We start from the raw sequence: 22,282 nt of genomic DNA on the forward strand, positions 1-22,282 counted from the left end.
TCTCAGCGCGCGAGTGCGCGCAGGAGGTGTTCGAGCGAGGTGGTGGGTGAGTCGATGACTTGTCGCTGCGTGGCGGAGAGCGCGGCGCGGGCCTGGGCGAGCGCGGCGGGGCGCTCGGTGCGCAGGGGCCACACCTGCGCGCCAGGGCGCGAGGGCTGGGCCAGGTGGAGGAAGTAGGACGGCGTGGCCGCGCCCAGACACAGGAGCAGGCGAGGCGCGTCACCCTCGGACCAGAAGAAGGCGGGAGGCAGCGTGTTCCACTTCAGCAGGCGCGTGGCCAGCTCCAGCCACGGCACGGGCCCCACCTTCGCGGACAAGGGGCAGTCCAGCCCCACGGTGGCGGCGGACTGCTCGCGGCCTCGCTCACCGGCGCACGCGGTGAGGAAGGTGTGCAGCGCGTAGTAGCGGCCGCCATCGGGCGTGCCCTCGACGATGGGGCTGAGCAGCTCCGCGGGGCCGTGGCCCGTCAGCGCGCCCACGCGCAGTCGCTCCGCGGTCCCCAGGTCTCCGGGGCCGGGCAGGGGCAGCGCGGTGGCGTGCTCCAAGAGCGGCGTCACTTCCATCTCGGCCGCGCGCTCGACCAGCGCGGTGGCCGCCTGGAAGAAGGGCCGGAAGCCCTCCGGCACGAGCGCGCCGCGGCCCGCGACGACATTGCTGGGCACCTCGGCGAACACGGCGAGCGGGAAGTCTCGGCCCACGCTGTCGCGGCTGGGCGCCATCAAGCCCACGAGCACCTGCTTCGCGCCGGGGAGCGTGAAGACGAAGCGCACGGGCTGGGAGGGCAAGGCCACCCGCGCCCGCCGCGCACGCTCCACGCCTTCCTCCAGCCACCCATGCAGGCGCAGCGCGAGGGGCGTGGCCGCGTGCAGGCGGATGAACTCCGCCTGACGGGGCGTCTTGCCCAACAGCCCGATGCGCGACGAGGACTCCGCCATCAGGGTGACCCATCAGCGGACAGCAGCTCGCCGCCACAGCCGGACTTGTTGCGCGAGATTCCGCGCGGCGGCTGTAGGCCGGGGTCGCGGAAGATGGCGAGCAGCTTGGACGTGTTGCCAGCCAGGCCGAAGAACGGGTTCGCGGTGCGCTCCGGCCGGAAGTCGATGGCGAGCAGCGCGCCGTTCATCTCCTCCACCTCCCACGTGGCGGTGAAGTAGCGGCCGTCCGCGCTCGGCTCGATTCGCTTCACGCGCTCGAGCAGGCGGAAGAGGCCCCACTCACCCGGCTCGTCGATGTCCGCCGTGGCGCCCCCCGCGTTCTCCACGTGGATGTGCGCGCCCAGCTTCCCCGCCTGCCCGGGCCAGATCATCTGCTTCCACTGCGTATCCGGGCCGTTGCGGTACATCTCGTCCGTACCGTCCAGCGTGAGGGTGATGGAGGAGATCTCCGACGCGGACGTGTCCGCGGACGTTCCCGCGCGGACGCGCACCTGGAAGCGCACGAGCGGATCCACCGTGTCCCCGCCGGGGAACAGCGTGGTGGCCAGCGCGCCGCTCTTCTCCAGGAAGTTGAGCAGGTCCGGCCGGTACATGTTCGTGCCCGAGCTGGTGAACTCCCACTTGCGGCCCGTCTGGACCACGTCCTCCAGGAGCTGCTCCTTGACGAACTTGCGCACGGTGCCGCCCTCGGGGCGCAGGTACTCGGCCACCTCGGGCAGCGGCGCGTCCTTCTGCGAGCTCTTCACGAAGGGATAGCGGTTGAGGAACGACTGCGCGAAGGGCGCGACGATCTGCTCGCACCACAGCTTGCTCTTGCCCTCGGCCACGCCGCGGAAGACGACGCTGCGCATCTCCTGGAACGGCGGCAAGAGGAGCCGCTCGAAGATGGCGGTGTTGCCCTCCTGCTTGCGCACGAGCAGCTCCACCGTGTCGCGCGTGGACTTGATCTTGTCGAGCAGCTTGCCGGCCTCGGAGGGCTTGTCCTTCACCTCCAGGAGCGTGAGCTGCACGAGCGCGAGCTGGTCCTGATAGAAGTCCAGCGGGGTGAGCTTCTCCTGCTGGTCCTCGGTGGGCGACGCCTCGGTGGTGAAGCGGACGATGGACGCGAACTCCCGCTCCACGTCGCGCGCCGTCTTCTCCTTCTCCCCCGAGGGCGAGTCCGGATCGACGAGCTCCCGGCGCGCCTCCACCTTCTCCTCGCCCTTCTTGAACAGCCCCGCCAGCGCCTTGCCCACGCCGCTGCTGCTGGCCGCCGCGGGCACCTCGCGCTTCTCCAGCTGCGCGTTGTAGGTGACGGAGCGGAACAGCCGGCCATACGGCGGCGGCTTGCCGCGCGTGAGGTTGGCCAGCAGCTCCTCGGTCTGCGACAGGTCCTCGGGGGACTGCACGCGGATGGCGTTGAGGAAGTCGGTCCACTCCTGGATGTACGCCTCGAAGTAGCGCGTGCGCAGCTCGCGCCGCGACTGCTCCTCGTTCAGCTTGTCGTCGCGATCCAACACCCAGGCCTGCCGGTCGCGGAACGCGCTGTCCAGCCGCTGGCGCACCACCTGCTCGTAGGCGTTGCGCGTGAAGGCGCCGCGCACGCGCTTGTCCGCGTGCATCTGCGGCATGGCGCCCACCAGCTGCTCCAGCGTCACGTCCGGGTACTCGTTGCTCACGTTGGCCACGAGCTGCGCCAGCTCCAGCCGCACCAGGGGCACGTTGTTGAGCGAGCGCCGCGCGCCGCGCACCACGTTGGTGTTGCGCCGGAACGCCATGCCCGTGTCGCCCGCGAGCATCTGGATGTACGTGGCCGCGTGCTTGGTGACGGCCTCCATGTTCGCGTCGCCGCGCACGTTCTTCCAGTGGCTGACAATCTGCCGCACCAGCCACTCCTGCTGCTGCTCATCCAGCTCGGGCTCGCGCTGGTCGCGCGGCTGGGTGACGAGCAGGTACAGCTTCAGGTCCTCGAAGTACTGGCGGTACTCCTCGAAGTGCTGGCGGTAGTCCGCCTCGCTCTTGATCTCCAGCAGGTTGGGGTTCTTGCCGAACAGGTCCAGGCCCTGCTCGATGCGCTCGAACTGCTGACCCAGCAGCACCCGCCGGAGCGCCGTGTTGTAGAAGGACTGCGCGGGCGCCAGCAGCCGCTCGCCCTGATACATGCCGAAGCGCATGTAGAAGGCCGCGCCGTGGTCCCGGTCCTCGGTGAGCCGCTGCAGCTCCTGACGCAGCGGCGTGAGGTCCTCCACGCGCTGGATGTCATCGCGCGGATCCAACGTCACGCGGGTGATGGCGTCCTTGACGTCGTTGGCCAGCGAGAGGTTCTGGAAATAGGAGAGGGTGGGCAAGAGCAGGAAGAAGACGGTGGCCGCGAAGGCCGCGCTCGCCAGGACGAGCCGCCGCCGCCGCACGCGCGCCTCCTCGAGCGAGCTGCGCACGGCCATCTTCTGGTCCAGGAACATCACCTTGGTGAAGACGTCCCAGAGGAAGTAGCTGCGGCCCTCCGTGGCGCCCTCCACCTGGGGCTTGCCGTTGGTGCTTCCGAACAGGTCCGCCGCCGTGGGGGACACCTTCTCCACCGCGCGCAGGTCCTGCGTGCCGCTCGTGAAGTACAGGCCGCGGAACACCGGCGTGTCCTGGAACACGTTCTCCAGGAACAGCGGCTGGAGCATCTCCGTGAGGTTCTTGCGGAGCGAGTCGAAGCGCTGCGGGAACTGGTAGATGCGCTCGCGCGTCTCCAGCCGTCGCTCCTGGCCCAGCCGCCGCAGGGCGCGCTGCTCCACCACGTTGAGCATCTCGTCGAAGCGCTCGCGGAACAGGTCCGTGCTCGCCTCGGCGCGCTGCTCCATGGGGACGGTGAAGCCCCAGATTTGTCCGCGCTCCACGCGCGACAGGTCCGAGAACATCTCCACGAAGCCGGGCAACAGGTCGCACTTGGTGACGACCACGTACACGGGCACCAGCATCTTCAGCCGCGTGGTGATTTCATCCAGGCGCTCGCGGATGGTCTGGCCCATCTCGCCCACCGCCTGTGGATCCGCGCCCATCAGCTCGCTGACGCTGATGGCCACGATGAGGCCGTTGATGGGGCGGCTGGGGCGGTGGTTGGACACCGTGTCCAGGAAGGCGAGCCACTCGGGGCGATCCTCCTCGCCCGAGGTGTAGCGGCCGGCCGTGTCGAGGATGACGGCCTCGTTGGTGAGCCACCAGTCGCAGTTGCGCGTGCCGCCCACGCCCCGGATGCCGCCGCCGCGCGCGGACAGGTAGGGGAACTTCAGGCCCGAGTTGCGCAGCGCCGTCGTCTTGCCCGCGCCCGGCGGTCCGATGATGAGGTACCAGGGCAGCACGGCGAGCGCGTCCTTGCCACCGCGCGCCAGCTTGGAGGCCTTGAGCGCCTCCACCGCCTTGGTGAACTCGCCCTGCATCGCCTTGATTTCGGGCTGCAGGTCCGGCCGCACCGTCTTGGCCTGTTCCTCGGCCTGCTCGGCGAGCGCGTCCTCCAGCTTGGCGGCGGCCCGGCGCGAGCGGATGCGCTTGATGAGCAGCATCACCCCGGCCACCAGCGCCGTGAGCACCGCGGCGGCGATCGCCACCAGCTGCCAGGGGACGCCCAGCTGGGTGACGGCCGCCCACGACACGCCGGCCAGTCCCATCAGATACAGGAGGAAGGGCATCACTTGCCGCCCCCCGTGTTCTTGGCCATGTGGACCTCGATGTCCTTGAGCAGGGTGGACACCTTGTTGTTCAGCGTCAGGACGAGCCCGCCGTACAGCAGCAGCGCCAGCGCCAGCGCGCCCGCGGACAGCGTCATCACCGAGGCCTTCTTCTTCTGGGACAGCAGCGTCTCGGTGGGCCGGTCACCGTGCGGTGACAGCACGTCGAAGTCGAAGGGCTTGGCGCGCTCCAGGTCCTTCTGCACCGTGTCGATGAGCGTCATCAGCTCCAGCTCGCCGCCGCGGATGCGGTAGCGGCCCTGGAAGCCGAAGAGCATGCAGAGGTAGTAGACCTGGAGGACCTCGGCGCGGTGCGGATCCTTCCGGATGGTGTTGAGCCGGTTGAAGAAGCCGTCGCCCGCGATGTTCTCGTTGAAGTAGTGGAGCTGCAGCGGGTTGGTCATCCAGAACTGGCGGTACTCCTCGGGCCGGTTGAGGACGACCTCGTCGATGAGCGCCACCACGCCGTAGGCCATGTCCTGCGCGTCCTGGTGACTGAAGCCCAGCACGGCGGCGCGCCGGAGCATCTCGTCCACCACGCCTCGCAGCCGGTGATGCAGCGTCTCCGGCGGCGGGACGGCGGTCGCGTCCGAGTTGCGCAGCTGGATGGCGGCGTCGAGGCAATCCTTGGTCGCTTCGGTCACTCGATCCATGGTCGGAGGCCCTGCGCTAGCGGTTGGCGGTGGGGACCGCGAGCAGCTCCACGGTCGTGCGGCTCGCGTCGAACGGGTGGGGCAGGTAGAGCGCGAGGTTCCGGTCGCGCATCACGTTCTTCCAGTACGTGTCCTGCAGGGAGAGGCTGAAGTAGACGACGCCCGGCTGCACCGGCACCTCGGGCGGCGGGCGGTACGTCACCGCCAGCGGCACGCCCGGCGCGGCGGCGCGCACCAGGTTGCGGATGTCGTCCCAGCTGGCGACCTTGGACAGCTTGGGGAGCTGCTCGGCGACCAGCTTCTCGGACAGCTCGCTGCGCACCGACAGGATGAACTGGCCGCAGCGCTCCAGCCGCTCGTCCTCCAGCTTGCCGCGGAACATGCCGTCCGAGCCGGCCTCCATCCCCACCGTGAGGCACTGCTCCAGGGCCACCGAGCGCATGAGGTCCGCGATGCGCCGGAACAGCTCCTCGAACGTGGTGCGCAGGTTGGTGAACTGGAAGGCGGGCAGGGTGCTGGGGTCCGCCACCGACGAGAACGTGCACAGCTGGCCCGCGCACTGCGACAGGGCCAGGTACAAGTCCCGCGGGCGCAGGTTGCCCGCGTCGAGCGTGTGCTGCAGCAGCGGGATGGCGCCGTTGAGCGCGTTGAGTTCCAGGAACAGCGTCACGTCCGAGGGCGTGAACTCCAGCGCGGAGGCGTCGCGGTGGCGCCGGCGCGAAGACAGCTGCCGCTGCTTGGACACCATCAGCCGCAAGAGCGTGCGCACCTCGTTCATGATGTACGGCGAGGCATCCACCCGCAGGCACGGGGGGATGTACGCGTCCACCAGCACCAGCGTGCCGGACTTGTCGCGCGTGAGCTCGGCGACCTTGACGGTGTCGAAGTCGTCGCGCGACTCGGTGCCGAACAAGAGCCGCACGTTGCGCTGGCCGAACGACACCTGCGCGATGGACGTGGACGCGGTCAGGTCGCTGATGGGGCGCGCGCTCGGCGAGTAGCGCGGGCTGCCGCCAATCTTGTCGCCCGCGCCGTAGCTCTCCACGCCACTGCGCTCGCGCGGCACGCCCAGGTAGACCTCCAGCGTGCGCTGCGCCGGCGGGAAGTAGCCGTCGGCGGGCCGGGCCGGAGGTGCCTCGGCGTCCCCGGACTCGAAGGACACCGGCAGCCCATCCGGCAGCACGCCCACGAAGCGCGCGAGCTGGAACGTGCCCGCGCGCAGCGCCTCCATGTCCACCTCCATCCCCACCACGCCCCAGGGATACGGCTCCAGCGCCCCGAGCCGCATCTCCAGGAGCAGCTCGTGGTACAGGTCCTGCTGCTGGAGGTGGTGAGGGCTCATGAACATGCCCTCGGACCACACGACGCGCTGCACGGACTTCATGCACCTCTCCGGGGCGACGGCTCGTCGCCAGCTTGGGGGTTGTGCCGCGGTTCCGGGCCCTGCGAGACGGGCCGGAGCATCAGGTCAATCTGGTAGCCCTGCAGCCGGTAGCGGAACACCTCGTCTCCGCTCTTGGGCTCGGACTGCTGTCCCGCGGGGCGCTCCACGCACTGGTCGGCTTCCACCGGCGGCAGCACCGCCACCGTGCGCCACGCGTAGCCGAGCGGCTGCCGGAACTGCGCCATGGCCAGCACGAAGTGCGCCTTGGGATCACGCTGCACCCAGCGCTTCATCGGCTTGCCTGGGGCGACGACCAGCTCGGCCACCTGGAGCAAGTCATCCTTCAGGAACTCCTCGGGCCGGCCCCACAAATCCTTGAAGCCCGCGCGCTCCAGCCGGACGCTGTCCTTGAGCTGGACAATCTGCACCACGGTGGGCATCGAGCGCCCGCGTTGATCGGGATTGAGCTGCTCGGAGGGATCCACCACCACCTGGAAGGGCGGCGGTGTTTCACACGGCCCGGCCACCCGCTTGATACATCCCGTGGCACAGGTGAAGACAATCACGGCGACCGTGAGCAGGGGGCGGGTCCAGGAATGTCTCACGCCGGCCCCGAGGCTGGAGTGCTCCTGCGCCAACTTCCGCGTCCATTGCACGTGCGCTGATCCCCCCCGCGGGAATGTCCCGCATGCTTTTGCGCGGGACGTAAACTGCCAGACACAATGAAATGATTCAACCCACCCCAGGGTGTCTGCTTTTACCCGCCCTCAGTTCTCGCTGATCTTCGAGCCCTTGATGATGACGTCGCCGTCGGCGGTGAACTCGAACTTGGCGCCCGAGATGACGACGTCGCCGTTCTTCTTGACCTGGATGGTGGCCTTGCCGACCTTGAGGGTGAACTGGTCCTCGGCCACGAGCGCGATTTCCTTGGCGGACACCGCGTATGCGTCCTTGGCGGCGTGGTTGAGCTTTCCACCCACGCTCAAGAGCAAGTCCTTCTCCACTTTGAGTGTGCGAGTCTTCGCCACCTCTTCGGAGAGGTCGCCGCCGACCTGGAGGGTCCGGGAGCCCTTGACGATCTCCGACTTCTTGGCGCCCACCATCTCCACCTTGGCGCCGCCGACCTGCTCGGACTTGAGGCCGCCCACCAGCTCGTTGAAGGCCGCGCCCACCGTCACGGCCAGCGCGCCGCCCACGTTGAGCATCTTCCCCAGGCCCACGTTCTCCGCCGAGGCGAGCGCTACGGAGACGGCCTGGTTGCTGCTCACGCTGATGGATTGATCGCCGGTGACCGACTCCGTGTGGTTGCCCACCACGGTGGTGGAGCGGTTGCCGGTGACCTCCAGGGACTGGTTGCCGGAGATGGTGGAGTCGTCGTTCTTCTTCACCACCAGGGCCTGGTTGCCCTCGATGACGCGGCTGCGGTCCTTCTTCACGAGCAGCGACTCGTTGCCGCCGACGAGCTGGTCCTTGTCGTTCTCGACGACGATGTTGAAGTCCTTCTGCGCGTGCAGGTAGACGAGCTCCGAGCCCGCCGCGTCCTCGAAGCGCAGCTCGTTGGATCCGTCGCCGCCGGGGCTGGAGCTGGAGCGCAGCGTGCTCTGCGTCTTCTCGCCGGGCAGGTCCACCGGGGTGGGGTTCTGGCCGTTGTAGACGCTGCCCGTGACGATGGGCCGGTCCGGGTCGCCCTCCAGGAACTCCACCACCACTTCATGCCCGATGCGCGGCAGGTACAGCGCGCCCCAGCTGGGGCCGGCCCAGGACTGGCTCACGCGAATCCAGCAGGAGCTCTTGTCGTCCTGCGTGCCCTCGCGGTCCCAGTGGAACTGGACCTTGATGCGGCCGTACTCGTCGGTGTGGATCTCCTCGCCCGCGGGGCCCACCACGATGGCCGTCTGCGCGCCGGGGATGACGGGGCGAGGCGTCACGCGCGGCGGACGGAAGGGCACGCTGGCGGGCTGGAGGACGAACTCGTTGCGGTACGACTCCTGCTGGCGCGTGGAGGACTGCTCGAACAGCAGGCCCTCGGACTGGTGCCCCACGTGCCGCACGGACACCGGCAGGTACTGGATGTTGAGGCGGCTGTCGGGATGGTCGGAGACCTCGAAGAGGTGGCCCGCGCAGATGCGGCGCGAGTAGCTGACGCCCGTCATGGTCTCCACGCGGGCCCGCAGCTCCTCCATGCGCACCTTGGCGAGCGACTTGCCCGCGCCCGTCGCGTCGTAGCGGCCCGGGTAGTCGTAGATCTCCAGCGCGGCCTCGCCGCCCTCGGCGCTCTGGGTGACCGCCAGGCTCTGCGTGGGCTTCGTGAAGTTGAAGTCGCGCAGCATGACGGCGCCCGGCTGCACCTCCGTGCGCGCCACCAGCTCGTGGATGTACTCGTGCGCCGCGACCATCTTCGAGCGCTCGCGGAAGAGAACCTTGGGCTCGCCCTGCATGTCCGGGTTGGCGGAGACGCCATCGCCGAGGATCATCTTGTGGGCGTCCTCGGTGTGCGTGAAGAAGTAGGAGATGCCTTCCTCCTCGAGGAGCCGCGACACGAAGTCGAGATCCGACTCGCGGTACTGCACGCAGTACTCCCGCTTCACGTACGTCCCCGTGAGCGACAGCTCGTGCTCCACCTTTCCCTCGTCCAGGACCTTGTGGACGATCTGCGGGACGGTGAGGTTCTGGAAGATGCGGCTCTTGCGCGTGTGCTTGAGCGTCCAGAGCTTGGGCACGACGGTGGCGCGGTAGCGGCGGCGCTCGGGGCCGCTGCCCTCATCCCAGCGCGTCACGCGGGCGATGATGCCCTGGAAGTAGCGCGCGCCGTCGCCGAGTAGGACGGTGAGTAGGGCGTCCTTGCCGAGCAAGGCCTTCTCATCCACCTCCACCTCTGGCTTCACGGCCAGCGCGACCTCGACAGAGTAGGGCTGAGAGAGGGTTTCCTCCGCCTCGAAGCCCAGCACGGCCAGTTCGTCCGCGGAGAGGGGGCCGGCTTGAAACTCGAACTCGGCCTGATTGGCGAGCAACGCGGCGTTCGCGATCATTCGAGATCCCCCAGGACGTGAGCGCCAGGTCCGAGATGGACCGCAGGCTCGACACGCCTTCAAAGCATGCCGTGAAAGTGTGTCGCAAGGGGGGCTGACAACAATTGACGCACGCTCCCGTGGCCGCCATCTCAAACGCCGGGTCCGTGACAACGGAAGGGCGGGTCGCGTTAGAGTCCGTCTCGTAGGGGGGCGGCCTGTGGCACTCGGGCGTGTCCAGAGCACCCAAGGCCAATGTTCCATCTGGGAGAACCATGAGACTCCGCACGTCCCTGCGCCGCGCCGCCGCGCTGGCGCTTGCGCTGACCTCGACGGCCGCGCTGGCTCAGATTTCGTCGACCCTGCGCACGTTCGAGCTGGAGCGACTGGACTTGAATCCGGGCGCGGAAGGCTCACTTTTGCTGGGATTGGGTGAGCTGATGCCACCCGGCACGTTCCGGGGCTCGGTGGTCGCGCACTACGCCCACTCCCCGCTCCAACTCGAGCAGGATGGGCAGACGTTCACGATTGTCAGTGGACGCGCCACGTTGCATGTCGCGGCGGCCTACGCCCCCACGCGTTGGCTCCAGGTGGGGCTGCAGTTGCCCCTGGTGGCCTTCCAGATGACCGGAAGCCAGGCGGACTCCGGGTTCGAGCAGCCTTCACATGTGGGGCTCGGGACGCCCGGCGTGTCGCTGCGCGTGGGATTGCTCACGCAGGACGACGCGGGCGGCGTGGACGTGGCGGCGGAGCTGGGGGCGGGCTTGCCAGTGGGCAGTGAGGCGGTGCTCGCGAGGGACCCCGGCGGCTGGCGGCTGTCTCCCCGGCTGATGGTGGGCCGTCACTTCGGCTTCATCCGCGCGGGGTTGGAGGTGGGCTTCCTGCAGCGGCCGAGCATCGCCATCACCCGGCAACTCGGTGCCTCGGAGGATCAGCTCGGCAACGAGCTGCGGGTGGGGGCCGCGCTGTCGACCACGGGGCGCCGCCTGCGGTGGGAGCTGAACGTGCGCGGCATGGTGCCGCTGACGAAGCAGCCGGGCGCGGCGGAGCTGCTCCCGGGCTTCCGCTACCTCGTCAATCCCTCGTTCGAGCTGTTCGGGTTGGCGGGCATGGGCGTGGGGTCAGCGCCGGGCACGCCGCTGTTCCGGCTGATGATGGGGGGAGCTTTCGGCGGCGTGACGCCTCGGCGCGGGCCGGGCGAGTCCTCGGTGAACTGCGAGCCGGGGCTCGTGCACACGCTGGAGGAGTGCCCCGAGATGGACGAGGACGGGGACGGCGTGCGCAACGGCGTGGACCGCTGCCCCACCGAGCCCGGCAGTGTCGAGCGCAAGGGCTGCTCGGCCAAGGACACGGACGGCGACGGCATCGAGGACATGCTGGATGCGTGTCCGGTGGAGCCGGGGCCCGCGGCGCGTCAGGGCTGCCCGGTGCAGGACCAGGACAAGGACGAGGTGCCCGACGAAGTGGACAGCTGCCCGACGGCGCCAGGGCCGGCGGACAACCGAGGCTGCCCCGTGCGGGACACGGACAAGGACGGCATCGACAACGACAAGGACGCGTGCCCCAACGAGGCCGGTCCTCCCGAGCGCGATGGCTGCCCGGAGTCGGACACGGACAAGGACGGCGTGCCGAACCGCGCGGACAGCTGCGCCAACGAGGCGGGCACGGTGGAGAACCTCGGGTGCCCGCAGCACGTGCAGCCGCTGGTGGAGCTGAAGCGGGACCGGCTCGTGTTGCAGGGCAAGGTGTTCTTCGACGCGGCCGGGGTGCGCATCCAGTCGCGCTCGTTCGAGCTGTTGGACTGGGTGGCGCGCGTCATCCTGGAGCACCCGGAGATGCCGCTCGTCGTGGTGGGCGGCCACACCGACGACCGAGGCTTCCCCGACGCGAACCGCCGGATGTCGCAGGGGCGCGCGGAGGCGGTGCGGCAGTACCTCATCCAGAAGAAGGTCCCAGCTGAGCGTTTGCAGTCGCAGGGCTACGGGCAGGACCGCCCCATCGACAGCAACGCGACGTCCATTGGCCGGGAGAACAACCGGCGCGTGGACTTCGTCATCGTGGATCCGGAACTCGAGAAGGCGGGGGCCCCTCGGCCCTGAGCCGAGCCGGGTGCCAGGAGAGCAGAGACCATGAAAGTGTCGCTCATGAAGGCGCTGGTGCTGGGGCTCATCGTGCTCGCCCCCCTCGCGGCGCGGTCCGAGCTGGATACGTTCTTCTTGGGACGCCAGACGACGACGGATCACACGTACACGAATGGCGAGGCCGTCAATCGCTACGCGTGGCTGACCGCGAATGCGAACAGCGGGACTTCGGCGCTGGCCGTGACGTTCCGCACGGGGGATGAGTCATCCATCGCGGTGGGCGATCTCGTGATGGTGATCCAGACGGCGCAGTCGGGGCTCACGCCCGGGTCGGCCTCGCCGTTTGATTTGGATGCATCGACCTCGTCCGTGGGGAAGTGGGAGTTCGCGGTCGTCGCGTCGGTGTCCTCCTCGAGCATCGGCTTGACCAAGCCGCTGGTGAATTCCTACGTGTCACCGGGGGCCCAGGTTGTTCGCGTACCCGAGTGGAATGATGTGACGGTCCAGGCCTCCGCCACGATTTCTCCGCCCGCCTGGGATGGTCGCACGGGCGGCATCCTGGCCTTCCTCGCGACTGGCACCGTGACGCTGGCGGATAACGCGGCCATCGACGCGAGTGGAAAGGGCTTTCGCGGAGGGGTGTTCGTGTATCGCGGCGGCACCTCGCCAGTGAATGACGACAACACCAGCGGGGCGAATGCGTGCACCGCGAGCGCGAACGACAGTGCTGTGTGGGGAGCGCTCAAGGGAGAGGGGTTCGCCTACGACCGCTTCGGTGTGATCACCAGCTCAGCCATCAGTGGCGGGACGAATCCGCTAGGCGGGGCGAGCGTTGGCAACGCCGGAGGTGCGGGCTACTGCCTTCGAGGCGGAGGCGGCGGAGGCGGCAATGGGAACATCGGTGGAAGCGGAGGCAAGAATGGCGCGTCCACCGCGAGCTCGGGCGGAGGTGGCGGCGCGCAGATCACCTACACGGTGACGCAGCGCCTGACGCTCGGAGGCGGCGGTGGCTCAGGACATGTTGATGACACGGCCGCGACCTCTCAGGGCGGAGCGGGCGGTGGTCTCATCTACATTCGCGCCAACGCCATCGCGAAGTCAGGCACTGGCACGCACGAGATTCGCGCCAACGGTGCGAATGGCACTGCGGGGGGGGCGCATGCTGGCGGCGCAGGGGGTGGTGCGGGCGGAACGCTTTCCGTTCGCGTCGTGGGCACCCTGACCTGTGGCGATGTCGTGTTCAAAGCGACGGGTGGCAGTGGTGGAGGCAACGCCAGCGCGGTTGCCAGCGGCGGAGGTGGCGGAGGCGGGCGCATTCATCTCCAGGCTCCCAATGCGGCCACATGTGCCGCGGGCGATGTCCTTGTCACGGCCGGAGCCAAGGGCGGATCGAGTCCGAACACCTGGGATGGAACCGCGGGACAGCTGGGCACGACGAACGTTGTCAACGCAGGGTTGACGAACGCGCCCACCGTCGCGATTGACTTCCCGGCCGAGGGAGCCGCGCTCAACTCCACGACCGCGACGCAAGCGATCACGGGGCACTTCTCGTCGGGCGCCGGGTCGACGGTGGCCACGGTGGAGCTCTATTTGAACGGTGTCCTCCTGACGTCGCTCACCGTCCCGGCCGGCACGACGACCTTCTCCTATTCCGTTCCGTCGGGACTCGCCGAGTCCTCGCCGATTCACAGCCTGACAGCCACCTCCAAGATGGATGGGCTGGCCAACATGATGGCCCCGCCTCGAACGTTCACCGTGGATCGCACCGCGCCCACGGTGACGAGCCTGCTGGCGACGGCGAACAGTTCGCCCCTCTTGACCGGCGCGACGACACGTTTTGGCACCGTCCGGTTCATCGCTGCGGCGGACGACGTGGCGGCGTCGTTCTTGTGCAAGCTGGGCAGCGCGGGGCCGGTGTCTTGCACCATGCCTCACGATGAAACGGTGTCGACTGACGGCTCGTATCACTTCGAGGTGTTCGCACAGGATGCCGCTGGCAACGTGTCCGCGGCACCGAGGACCTTTGACTGGACGTTGGACACCGTGCCGCCGACGGCACCTGTCATCTCCTCACCCACGCATCAACAGATGGTGGGTGGTTCGGTTCCGGTGAGTGGCACGGTGGACGGACTGGGCCAGTCTGTGGACGTTTACGTGGATGGTAGTGCGACCGCGCAGGCTGCGACTGTGACGGGGATGACCTGGTCGGTCACCTTGACGCCGGTGTTCACCTCGAGCGGTGGTCACTTCATCCAGGCCGTGGCGCGGGACGCGGCGGGCAACGTCAGCCCCATGTCCATTCGAGTCTTCACGGTGGACGTCACACCCCCCGCGGCGCCCGTCATCCTCTCGCCTGCGATGAATGCGCGAGTCCCTACCCTGAAGCCGATGGTTCAGGTCTCCGCGGAGGTGGGCAGTGGGGTGACCGCAGCCATTCAATCGAGCCCCATCTCGGTAAACGTGGCTGCTGGCGCCGGGCCCGGACTCTGGAACTTGCAGCCCGCCGCGAACCTCACGGATGGAACGGCCTACACGATGGTGGTGACCGCGACGGATGCGTACGGCAACGCGAGCACCTCGAATGTCACATTTACGGTGGATGTCTCGCCGCCCGCCGCACCGACTGTGTCTCAGCCCGTGAACGGCGGCCCTCCGCTCACCTCCAACGTCGTCCACGTCACAGGAACGGCTGAAGCCGGCAGCACCGTGTCGTTCACGCTGGGGTCCTCGCCGCTGGGGACTGTCCTCGCCACGGGAGGGGCCTTCTCGTTCGACATCCCGGTGTCGCTCGCGGACGGGGCCTATCTGTTGAAAGTTCAGGCGACGGATGTGGCCGGGAACCTGAGCGCTGTCACGAACGTGAATTTCTCGATGGATACACAAACGCCCGCGCCTCCCGTGATTGCTCAGCCCACGCAGGGCAGCGCCGTGCCGAGCAAGACGCCATCGTTCTCCGGGACGGCGGAGGGAAACAGCTTCGTGTCGCTCGCGGTGACCGCGACGGGCGCCACCACGGGCGGGCCATATACTGCCTCGACGACCGCGGCTGCTGGGGGCGGTTGGACCATTTCGTCGCTCACCCCCGCGACGCCCTTGAGTGAGGGGGGTACGTATGTCGTGACGGCGACCGCGACGGATGCGGCGGGCCACGTGAGCGCCGTCTCTGCTTCGGTGGCTTTCCGTATCGATACTTTGTCTCCGGCAGCGCCCGTGATTGTCGAGCCCGCCAGCAACGCGTTCGTGAAGACCACGACGCCGCTCCTGCGCGGCACCGCGGAGCCGGGCGCCACGGTCAAGGCGACCTTCCCGGGGGCCATCGTCATCATGGCCCTCGCCAACAGCACGGGCGACTGGGCGCTGACCGCTCCGGCCTTGAGTCAGGGCGCGCTGACCGTGACGGTGATCGCGACGGATGCCGCCGCCCACGACAGCCCGGCGGCAACGGTCTCGTTCACGGTGGATACCCAGGCGCCCGCGGCGCCCGTCGTCTCCAGCCCCGCGAGCGGAGCGCTGCTCAATACGGGCAGCCCCACGTTCAGCGGCACCGCCGAAGCGGACGCCACCGTGGTCATCATGAAGGGGGGCACGGGGATCGGCACCGCGACGGTGAGTTCAGGGGGAGCGTGGACGTTCAATGCGCCTTTGTCCTTCGGTGAAGGCACGCAGACCCTCACGTTCCGCACGAAGGACCGTGCTGGAAACGAGAGCGCGGACAGCTCGCTGACTTTCCAGGTGGACACGGTGCCGCCGCCGCAGCCCATCGTCAGCTCGCCGTCGGGATATGTGACGGTCACCTCGCCCGTGATTCAGGGGACCGCGGAGGCGAACAGCACCGTGACGATCCGTCTGCGGCGCGTCAGCAACTCCACGGTGGTGGACAAGACGGGGACTGTGACGGCGGCGGCGAACGGGGCGTGGTCGGTCTCGTCGCTGACGCCCGCGGGCGCCCTGGATCAAGTCAGCTACACCGTCGAGGCCATCGCCCAGGATGGCGCTGGGAACACGAGCTTGTTGTCGAGCCTGCTGACCTTCACGGTGGACTCGATTCCTCCCGCGACGCCCGCCATCACCTACCCGGCGCTGAACGACACCGTGGGCACGGCGACGCCGACCCTCACGGGCACCGCGGATCCGAACATGGACGTGGTGCTGAAGTTGTTCGGACCGGCGCCGTCGACGGCCATGGCTCGCGAGTGGACGCTGCGCTCGAGCAACTCCGGAACGTGGAAGGTGGATGTGACGCAGGCCGAGGAACTCGCCACGGGCAAGTACACGGCCCGGGTTCACGCGGTGGATATCGCGACGAACCAGAGTCCTGAGTCCGCGGATCACACGTTCACGGTGGACATCGCGGTCCCGGATACGCTCTTCACGGACAAGCCCCTGGCGCTCACGAACCTGGCGCTCGCGACGTTTGCCTATGACTCATCGAAGCCGGGCGTCTCCTTCGAGTGCAGCCTGGATGGCGCGGCCTATGCGCCGTGCAATCCCTCGTACCCGGTGAATGACGGCTTGCACTCGTTGCAAGCGCGAGCGCGAGACACCCTGACCGGGCTGGTCGACCTCTCGCCGGCCGTGTGGTCCTGGACGGTGGACACGCATCCGCCCGTCACCACATTCGGTCTCACGCCGCCTCCGGTGACCAACGAGCTGGGGGCACACTTCACGTTCGCGGCCAACGAGTCGGGCGTCACGTATTCGTGCGAGCTGGATGGGACCGCCGTGGCGGACTGTGATGGCGACGTCTCGATCACGATCGTGCAGGCGAGCCCCGTGGTGACGCATGCCTTCACCGTGCACACGACGGATGCGGCGGGGAACATCGAGTTGCCCGCGGCCTCGCTGTCGTGGACCGTGAACCGTGCGCTGCCGGACACGACCATTCAGACGCAACCACTGAACCCCTCCAACTCCTCCAGCGCCGCGTTTGGCTTCGCCGCCGTGCCGCAGGACTCGGGGACGACCTTCGAGTGCAACCTGGACAACGCGGGGTACACGCGCTGCGATCCAACGGTGACGTTCTTCGGTCTGGCCCACGGCACGCACACGTTGGGAGTGCGCGCGCGGGACGGCCTCAACAACGCGGATCCGCAGCCCGCCATCTTCACCTGGGTGGTGGACCTGGTGGCTCCGGAGACGAGCTTCGCGACGAAGCCGGCGGCGCTGTCCGCGCAAGCGCTGTCTCGCTTCGAGTTCAGCTCGGAGCCGGGCGTGACCTTCGAGTGTCAGGCCTCGGCCGCGGCCTCGTTCGCCTCGCTCGCGGCGACGCCCGCGTTCGTGGTCTGCACCACGCCGTTCGAGGAGACGCTCCCGGATGGCACGTACACGTTGTCCGTCCGAGCGAAGGATCTCGCGGGCAACGTGGATGCGACCCCGGCCACGTTCACCTGGAAGGTGGACACGACGGCGCCGGCGGCACCGACGGTGGCGGCGGACGTTCGGGACCGGATGTTCCGGACCCTGACTCCTGAGCTGCGTGGGACGGCGGAGGATGGCAGCACGGTCTTCGTGTCGGTGGATGACGGCCCGGCTCAGGCCGCCACGCTGCTGGGCGGCGCCTGGAGCTTCACGCCGCCGTCGGCGCTGACGCAGGGCGCGCACGCGATGACGGTGCGGGCGGTGGATGCCGCGGGGAACGCGAGCCCGCTCTCGGACCAGGTGACGTTCACGGTGGACACGGTGGCGCCGACGACGACGATTGTCTCGGGGCCGGACGGGCGCATTCGGACGTCCTCGGTGCTCTTCGAGTTCGGCTCGAACGAGGAGGGCTCCACGTTCCAGTGCAGCTTTGACGGCGCGGACTTCGAAGCGTGCACCGGGTTCGCGAGGGAAGACCTCTCCGAGGGGACCTACACGCTGAAGGTGCGGGCGGTGGACCGGGCGGGCAACGAGGGGACGGTCGTGAGCCGTTCCTGGAAGGTGTACCTGGGCGGGGACATCCGGACGAAGGGCGGCGGCTTGAGCTGTGCGTCGGGAGGGGCGGGGGATGCATCCCTGCTCGGGGTGGCGCTGGGCGGGCTGGTGCTCCTGGCGGCTCGGCGGCGGCGCGGGGAGGGGACTCCCTGAGGAGGGCGCCGGGGTGGGGATGTCGGCCGTTCGCCGTTCGCGGAAAGCGTGCTTGATTCGGCGGGGGACTTCGGTTACTTGTGCCCCCGTTACATCGGCCTGCGGGATTAGCTCAGCTGGATAGAGCGTTGGCCTCCGGAGCCAAAGGCCAGAGGTTCGAATCCTCTATCCCGCGCTCCTCTAACCGCCCGGTCTTCCAAGCATCAAAGTTCGGAAGGCCGGGCGGACAGAGTGAGCCGGGATGAACGTGCCGGCCCCTTGCCGGTGAACCCCCCAGCACTTCAGTCGGTAGCCCAGGGCATCGCGGTAGCGCTCGCTGCCACTTCGATCCTCCTCGCTCGCCAGTAGCCGCCTCGGTCGCGGCTGCGAGATGGTGGACTTCGCGCTGCGCAGTGGCCCGTGTGCGCTGTGCTTGCTTGAGGCGGCGATGAGCGAAGGAGAGGGGAGCGTCCCCTGGTTCGGGTTCGCGCCGCCTGGGTGACGTGCACCGCTGCGTGCGAGCGGGGGCTCAGTCCGCGATGAGCCACATGATGATGTTCCCTGTGTTCGCCAGTGTCGCGAGCAGGAGTATTGCTCCCGCGACACCCAGCACCACGAGGACAGCCATCTGTAGGAAGTCGGCGCGCCGAAGCCTCGCGTGGGCCTCTCCGGCGACGTCCCCGAACCGCACGCTGTCCATGAGGGTAGTCCAGTGCTCGCCCTCGAGGACGAGGTCGCCTGGAGACAGCGTGCCGTCACGCAGCTCGCCTTCAATGCCCGGCGTAGAGATCGTCGACTCGGAGTCTACCGGGGCGGGCTTTGCCCCCCGGCGCTGTCGCACGAGAAAGGCGATGACAGGCAGGGCCACGAGCGCACCGAGGACTCGAGCTGGAGTGGCATCTCCGTACCGAACGGCCGCCTTCCTGTAGAGGAGCGCCAAGATGGCGAGGCAGAGGAACGCCGCGAGGCCGATGAGCCGGAGCTGAATCGCGCGCCCGTGGGTCATCATCGAGGGGGAGGAGGTCGGCGCACGTCTCCTCGCAATCCGTCGCACCCGATAGCGTGCTGCTCCCTTCTCCCCCATCTATTGCATCCTCACGTGAGCTGCCCTCGTTGCGTGCGATGTACCGCAGCTTCGCGCACGGAGCGAAATGGCTGGCACGACTGTCTTCAATCGCCTGTCCGTGTGACGGATGTCATCCACGCGCGCGTACTCGTTGTGTCTCGCGTTCGCACTCGCGGCCTGTCGAGCACCGGGATGGGTGTTGCGCCCAGGTGTGCGGTTGGAGGACTTGTGCCCCGGCTTCATCGTCCCCATGTGAAGGTGAAGTGCCGCCATGCTCTCGCAGAGTTGTTGCCCAGACGCTACGTGCGCTCCTGCGCTGGGCGTGCCGCCAACGTCACTTCATCGCCATGGAGGCTTCCAGTACGCTCGCTGCGCTGTTTGACCGCTTGGAGTGAAGAGTGACGATCTATCGAGTGGGGAAGGGCCCGTCGCAGAGTCCATCGACGTCCACGACGCGTCAGGCCCCAACCCAGGCCCCCTCCGCACCCCATCCATCGAAGACGCCTGAGGCGAGCCCCGCGAAGGGCGCACCGGACTGGCACACTGACAAGAAAGACACGAAGGCCGCGGCACCCCCCGACACCGCGATGCAGAAGCTGCTTCAAACCAAGGCGGATGCGGAGCAGCTCCACTCCCGACGCTCAACGCTCTGGACGGCCGTGAGGCCTCCGGCCGCGCTGGGCAGCAGCCATGCCTCACAGGAGCTTGCCAATGACCCCTTGTCACAGCTGCGACGCGCTGTCTTGAAATGCTGCGACGCTTGGGCAAAGGAGGTCCCTGGGGTTGAGTTCACGGGCTTCATCTTCCAGAACGAAATCCTCGACGACGAGCCCGAGGACTCAGACATCCGAGAAGGGGTCTGCAGTGGAATGACCAACGTCTGGATCAACGTCATGAATCAGGGGCTCGAACACGGAGCGCTCGATGCGGCCTCCGAAGGGTTCCACGAGTTCCTGAAGACCTCGATTGATCAGGTCAAAGATATACAGCGTGGTGACGCCGCTGAAGGACAGGACCTTCGGGAGCAAGGCGCCCAGTTGCAGGCAGCGCAGGCGGGCCGGATGCATTTGCTCAATACGCTCGTCAGCGCCTTGGAGGGATTCCAGACGAACGAGCAGACCAAGGCGGCCCTGAAGCACGGACAGCAAACAGAGACGGCTGGATTCCGGGACGTAGGGAATGGACGCAGGCTCCCCGAGGCGCTGGCCACCCCGTGGCCTTTGCGCAAGGAAGCCTTGCACCGGGCAAATATTCGCCGCGTGGTCCCAGAGGCCAATCGGACCTCGCGGGCCATCCAGCGTGGGAGCCAGCAACTGACTGAGCTGGAGAACGACACCAAGGCCTTTCAGGACGCACGGGGCTCGGGGCTGAACTCCTCCAACGTCTTGGACCGAACGCCGATTGCCCAGGGGCACGAAGCGCTGATGCAGCAGCTCAGCACCCCGTTGCGGGACGATGGGTTCTATCGCGTGTCGCTCTTCTCCAATTCGGGGGGCGGCCACGTGTTGGGCCTCGTGAAGTCGCCCCAGGGTTTCCGGCTGATGGACCCCAATACGGGTGAGTTCAAGGCGAAGGAGTCAGGGCAGCTCGATGCGCTGCTCGCCAAGCATCTGGAGGAGCTCTATCTCACGAATGATCCAGATGCCTCGTACCACGCCATGGACATCGTCCATTACGCCTTCCCCCCGGCTCAGCCGGCAGATACGGCCTCCCAGCACCATCAGTCCTGAATCCTCACGAGCAAGGCCAACCGTTTGATGGGCGCTTGAGCCAGGGCACGAGCGCTCGCGGCACTCATTCCGACGCTCGGATGCGCCCCCGCGCTTCCGAGCGTCCCCGGTGGTTCGTCGTGCCAGTCGCACCACGTGCACGACGACGGAGAGGTGCTCGACGTGCTGGGGCGTAAGCTCAGCCGCGAACCTCCGCATCGGCGGGCGGGCAGTGTCGCTTCATCTCCGCGACGAATGAGTCGGCGAGGGGGGAGCCACCGGCTTCGGCCGTTGCCACGGACCACTGGAGCCACAGCCCTCGCTCGATGCGCAGGCCGATGACGTCACCTCGCGCGAGGTCCGACTCGGCGAACCAGCGTGGGCACACGGTGACTCCCTGGTTGGCTCGGACCATCTCGACAGGGGCACCCGAGGAGAATGGCAGGGGCGTGACGCGTGCGAAGGTGAGTCCTTCCTGGGCCAGGGCGCGGCCCAGCGGGGTCTGTGGCGCGAAGCTGTCGAGTGAACCCCAGTAGGCCTCTTGTGCGAGCGCGCGCACGGTGACACGCCGACGGCTGGCGAGAGGGTGGGTGGCGCTGACGAGCGCGACGAGCTCGTCGCGAAACAGCGGCGTGAAGCGCAGGCGTGCCTCCGTACCGTGCTCTCCCACGACGACCGCGAGATCGACCGCGCCTTGTCTCAGGGCAACCAGTGGTGTGTGCCCTGCTTCTGGCACGATGGTCACCTCGGCGTTGGGGTGTGCTCTGGACCACCCTTGCAGAACCGAGGGCAGCCAGCGGTAGGACTGCATGCACTCGGTGGTGATTCGCAGCACGCCCGTGCGGCCCGCGAGGAGTTCACGTGTCTCCGCTTCGGTGCGCGCCAGTTCCCCGAGGATGGCTCGCGCGGAGCGGGTCAGCCGTTCGCCCGCGGGCGTGACGTGGAGGCGCCGCCATCGCCGCTCGAACAGTTGCCCGCCCAACTGGTCCTCGAGGTCGCGCAGTTGAAGGCTGAGCGCGGAGGCCGAGAGATGAAGGCGCGAGGCCGCGGCGTGGAGCGAGCCGTGCTCGTCGAGCGCAACGAGCAGGTGCAGGTGTCTGACGTCGAGCGACATGCATCAAGTCTGACTCAACATCTTGTTGTATACAACGCGCTCGACTCATCGGGTGGTCAATGAGATTGCTCTGGGCATGCGAACCACAGCCCTCTGGCTGCTGCTACTGACCAGCTGCGTGAAGGAGCCCCAGATGACGAGCGACACGCTTCTTGTACGAGAGACCATCGAGCGATTCCACGACGCGGTGAACCGGCGAGATACCGCCCGGTGTGCGGCGCTCTTCGCTGAACGTGGAGTCTGGGAGGTCTCGCCACCCTTCACGCATCGCTTCGAGGGCCGGGCGGCGATCGAACAGGGGATCACCGGGACCATTGGCGCCACGGTGTTCCTGATTCAGTCGACAGGCCCCATCGTCGTGGACCTCGTGGGTGAGAAGCGAGCGACGGCTCGGACCTCCATGCAGGAGTTCGGGCGTTTCGTTGACGGGGGTTCGATGCGCGTCGCCGGCACCTATCACGACGAACTCGAGAAGCAGGACGATGGGACGTGGCGCTTTGTTCATCGCCGCTTCGTGGTCAGCTACCACGACGATTCGCCGTTCCCTGGAGTTGCGCTCCATCCCTCCTCGAATCGGTGAGTTCGTGCGACTGGA

Annotated in this window: 12 protein-coding genes and 1 tRNA gene; 5 read left to right on the plus strand and 8 right to left on the minus strand. The window is 67.9% G+C overall.

The genetic code is table 11. The features are described 5' to 3' along the window. Positions 1 to 2: 2 nt before the first annotated feature. The 6 genes from tagF to tssI all read right to left on the minus strand — a co-directional run bounded on the left by tagF (position 3) and on the right by tssI (position 9,693). Positions 3 to 935, minus strand: a complete 933-nt coding sequence (gene tagF / locus JGU66_30160) for a type VI secretion system-associated protein TagF (protein ID MBJ6765049.1) — start codon at positions 933 to 935, stop codon at positions 3 to 5. Beyond that, positions 935 to 4,591: a type VI secretion system membrane subunit TssM gene (gene tssM / locus JGU66_30165; GenBank protein ID MBJ6765050.1), complete on the minus strand. Its 3,657-nt coding sequence runs from the start codon at positions 4,589 to 4,591 to the stop codon at positions 935 to 937. Before tssM ends, tagF begins: the two co-directional genes overlap by 1 nt. Beyond that, entirely contained in the window at positions 4,588 to 5,280 is a 693-nt protein-coding gene (locus tag JGU66_30170) for a DotU family type IV/VI secretion system protein (protein ID MBJ6765051.1), read from the minus strand. The genes tssM and JGU66_30170 overlap by 4 nt, the downstream gene beginning before the upstream one ends. Before the next feature lie 16 nt (positions 5,281 to 5,296). Then, complete coding sequence (tssK, locus tag JGU66_30175; protein ID MBJ6765052.1) at positions 5,297 to 6,664, minus strand: type VI secretion system baseplate subunit TssK; 1,368 nt, start codon at positions 6,662 to 6,664, stop codon at positions 5,297 to 5,299. Further along, a complete protein-coding gene (gene tssJ / locus JGU66_30180; protein MBJ6765053.1) occupies positions 6,661 to 7,245 on the minus strand; it encodes a type VI secretion system lipoprotein TssJ in 585 nt (194 codons plus the stop codon). Before tssJ ends, tssK begins: the two co-directional genes overlap by 4 nt. 186 nt (positions 7,246 to 7,431) lie before the next feature. Next, positions 7,432 to 9,693, minus strand: coding sequence for a type VI secretion system tip protein VgrG (tssI, locus tag JGU66_30185; protein MBJ6765054.1), 2,262 nt, complete (start codon positions 9,691 to 9,693; stop codon positions 7,432 to 7,434). Between the two features lie 254 nt (positions 9,694 to 9,947). Here tssI and JGU66_30190 point away from each other — a divergent pair, with 254 nt between their 5' ends. The 3 genes from JGU66_30190 to JGU66_30200 all read left to right on the plus strand — a co-directional run bounded on the left by JGU66_30190 (position 9,948) and on the right by JGU66_30200 (position 17,994). Next, complete coding sequence (locus JGU66_30190; protein MBJ6765055.1) at positions 9,948 to 11,771, plus strand: thrombospondin type 3 repeat-containing protein; 1,824 nt, start codon at positions 9,948 to 9,950, stop codon at positions 11,769 to 11,771. A gap of 30 nt (positions 11,772 to 11,801) precedes the next feature. Then, positions 11,802 to 17,819, plus strand: coding sequence for an Ig-like domain repeat protein (locus JGU66_30195; protein MBJ6765056.1), 6,018 nt, complete (start codon positions 11,802 to 11,804; stop codon positions 17,817 to 17,819). Between the two features lie 101 nt (positions 17,820 to 17,920). After that, positions 17,921 to 17,994, plus strand: a tRNA-Arg gene (locus tag JGU66_30200). Between the two features lie 333 nt (positions 17,995 to 18,327). On the opposite strand, the gene JGU66_30205 is transcribed toward JGU66_30200, so the two are convergent. Continuing rightward, on the minus strand, positions 18,328 to 18,882 hold the full coding sequence (locus tag JGU66_30205) for a hypothetical protein (protein ID MBJ6765057.1): 555 nt from the start codon (positions 18,880 to 18,882) through the stop codon (positions 18,328 to 18,330). Positions 18,883 to 19,451: 569 nt separating this feature from the next. On the opposite strand from JGU66_30205, the gene JGU66_30210 reads away from it, so the two are divergent. Next, positions 19,452 to 20,594 carry a hypothetical protein gene (locus JGU66_30210; GenBank protein ID MBJ6765058.1) on the plus strand — a complete coding sequence of 381 codons (1,143 nt, stop codon included), beginning with the start codon at positions 19,452 to 19,454 and terminating at the stop codon, positions 20,592 to 20,594. A 178-nt stretch (positions 20,595 to 20,772) separates the two neighbouring features. Here JGU66_30210 and JGU66_30215 read toward each other — a convergent pair whose 3' ends face one another. Continuing rightward, positions 20,773 to 21,687 carry a LysR family transcriptional regulator gene (locus tag JGU66_30215; GenBank protein ID MBJ6765059.1) on the minus strand — a complete coding sequence of 305 codons (915 nt, stop codon included), beginning with the start codon at positions 21,685 to 21,687 and terminating at the stop codon, positions 20,773 to 20,775. Positions 21,688 to 21,820: 133 nt separating this feature from the next. Here JGU66_30215 and JGU66_30220 point away from each other — a divergent pair, with 133 nt between their 5' ends. Beyond that, complete coding sequence (locus JGU66_30220) at positions 21,821 to 22,267, plus strand: nuclear transport factor 2 family protein (GenBank protein ID MBJ6765060.1); 447 nt, start codon at positions 21,821 to 21,823, stop codon at positions 22,265 to 22,267. Positions 22,268 to 22,282: the final 15 nt, after the last annotated feature.

The organism is Myxococcaceae bacterium JPH2 (genome assembly GCA_016458225.1).
GTDB lineage: Bacteria > Myxococcota > Myxococcia > Myxococcales > Myxococcaceae > Citreicoccus.

What these genes read in the sequence shown, in the direction of transcription:
- JGU66_30190 (MBJ6765055.1), top strand. Translation starts at nt 9,948, where the DNA reads ATGAGACTCCGCACGTCCCTGCGCCGCGCCGCCGCGCTGGCGCTTGCG.
- JGU66_30210 (MBJ6765058.1), top strand. Translation starts at nt 19,452, where the DNA reads ATGCAGAAGCTGCTTCAAACCAAGGCGGATGCGGAGCAGCTCCACTCC.
- JGU66_30170 (MBJ6765051.1), bottom strand. Translation starts at nt 5,280, where the DNA reads ATGGATCGAGTGACCGAAGCGACCAAGGATTGCCTCGACGCCGCCATC.
- JGU66_30220 (MBJ6765060.1), top strand. Translation starts at nt 21,821, where the DNA reads ATGACGAGCGACACGCTTCTTGTACGAGAGACCATCGAGCGATTCCAC.
- JGU66_30215 (MBJ6765059.1), bottom strand. Translation starts at nt 21,687, where the DNA reads ATGTCGCTCGACGTCAGACACCTGCACCTGCTCGTTGCGCTCGACGAG.
- JGU66_30205 (MBJ6765057.1), bottom strand. Translation starts at nt 18,882, where the DNA reads ATGGGGGAGAAGGGAGCAGCACGCTATCGGGTGCGACGGATTGCGAGG.
- tssI (MBJ6765054.1), bottom strand. Translation starts at nt 9,693, where the DNA reads ATGATCGCGAACGCCGCGTTGCTCGCCAATCAGGCCGAGTTCGAGTTT.
- tssK (MBJ6765052.1), bottom strand. Translation starts at nt 6,664, where the DNA reads ATGAAGTCCGTGCAGCGCGTCGTGTGGTCCGAGGGCATGTTCATGAGC.
- tagF (MBJ6765049.1), bottom strand. Translation starts at nt 935, where the DNA reads ATGGCGGAGTCCTCGTCGCGCATCGGGCTGTTGGGCAAGACGCCCCGT.
- JGU66_30195 (MBJ6765056.1), top strand. Translation starts at nt 11,802, where the DNA reads ATGAAAGTGTCGCTCATGAAGGCGCTGGTGCTGGGGCTCATCGTGCTC.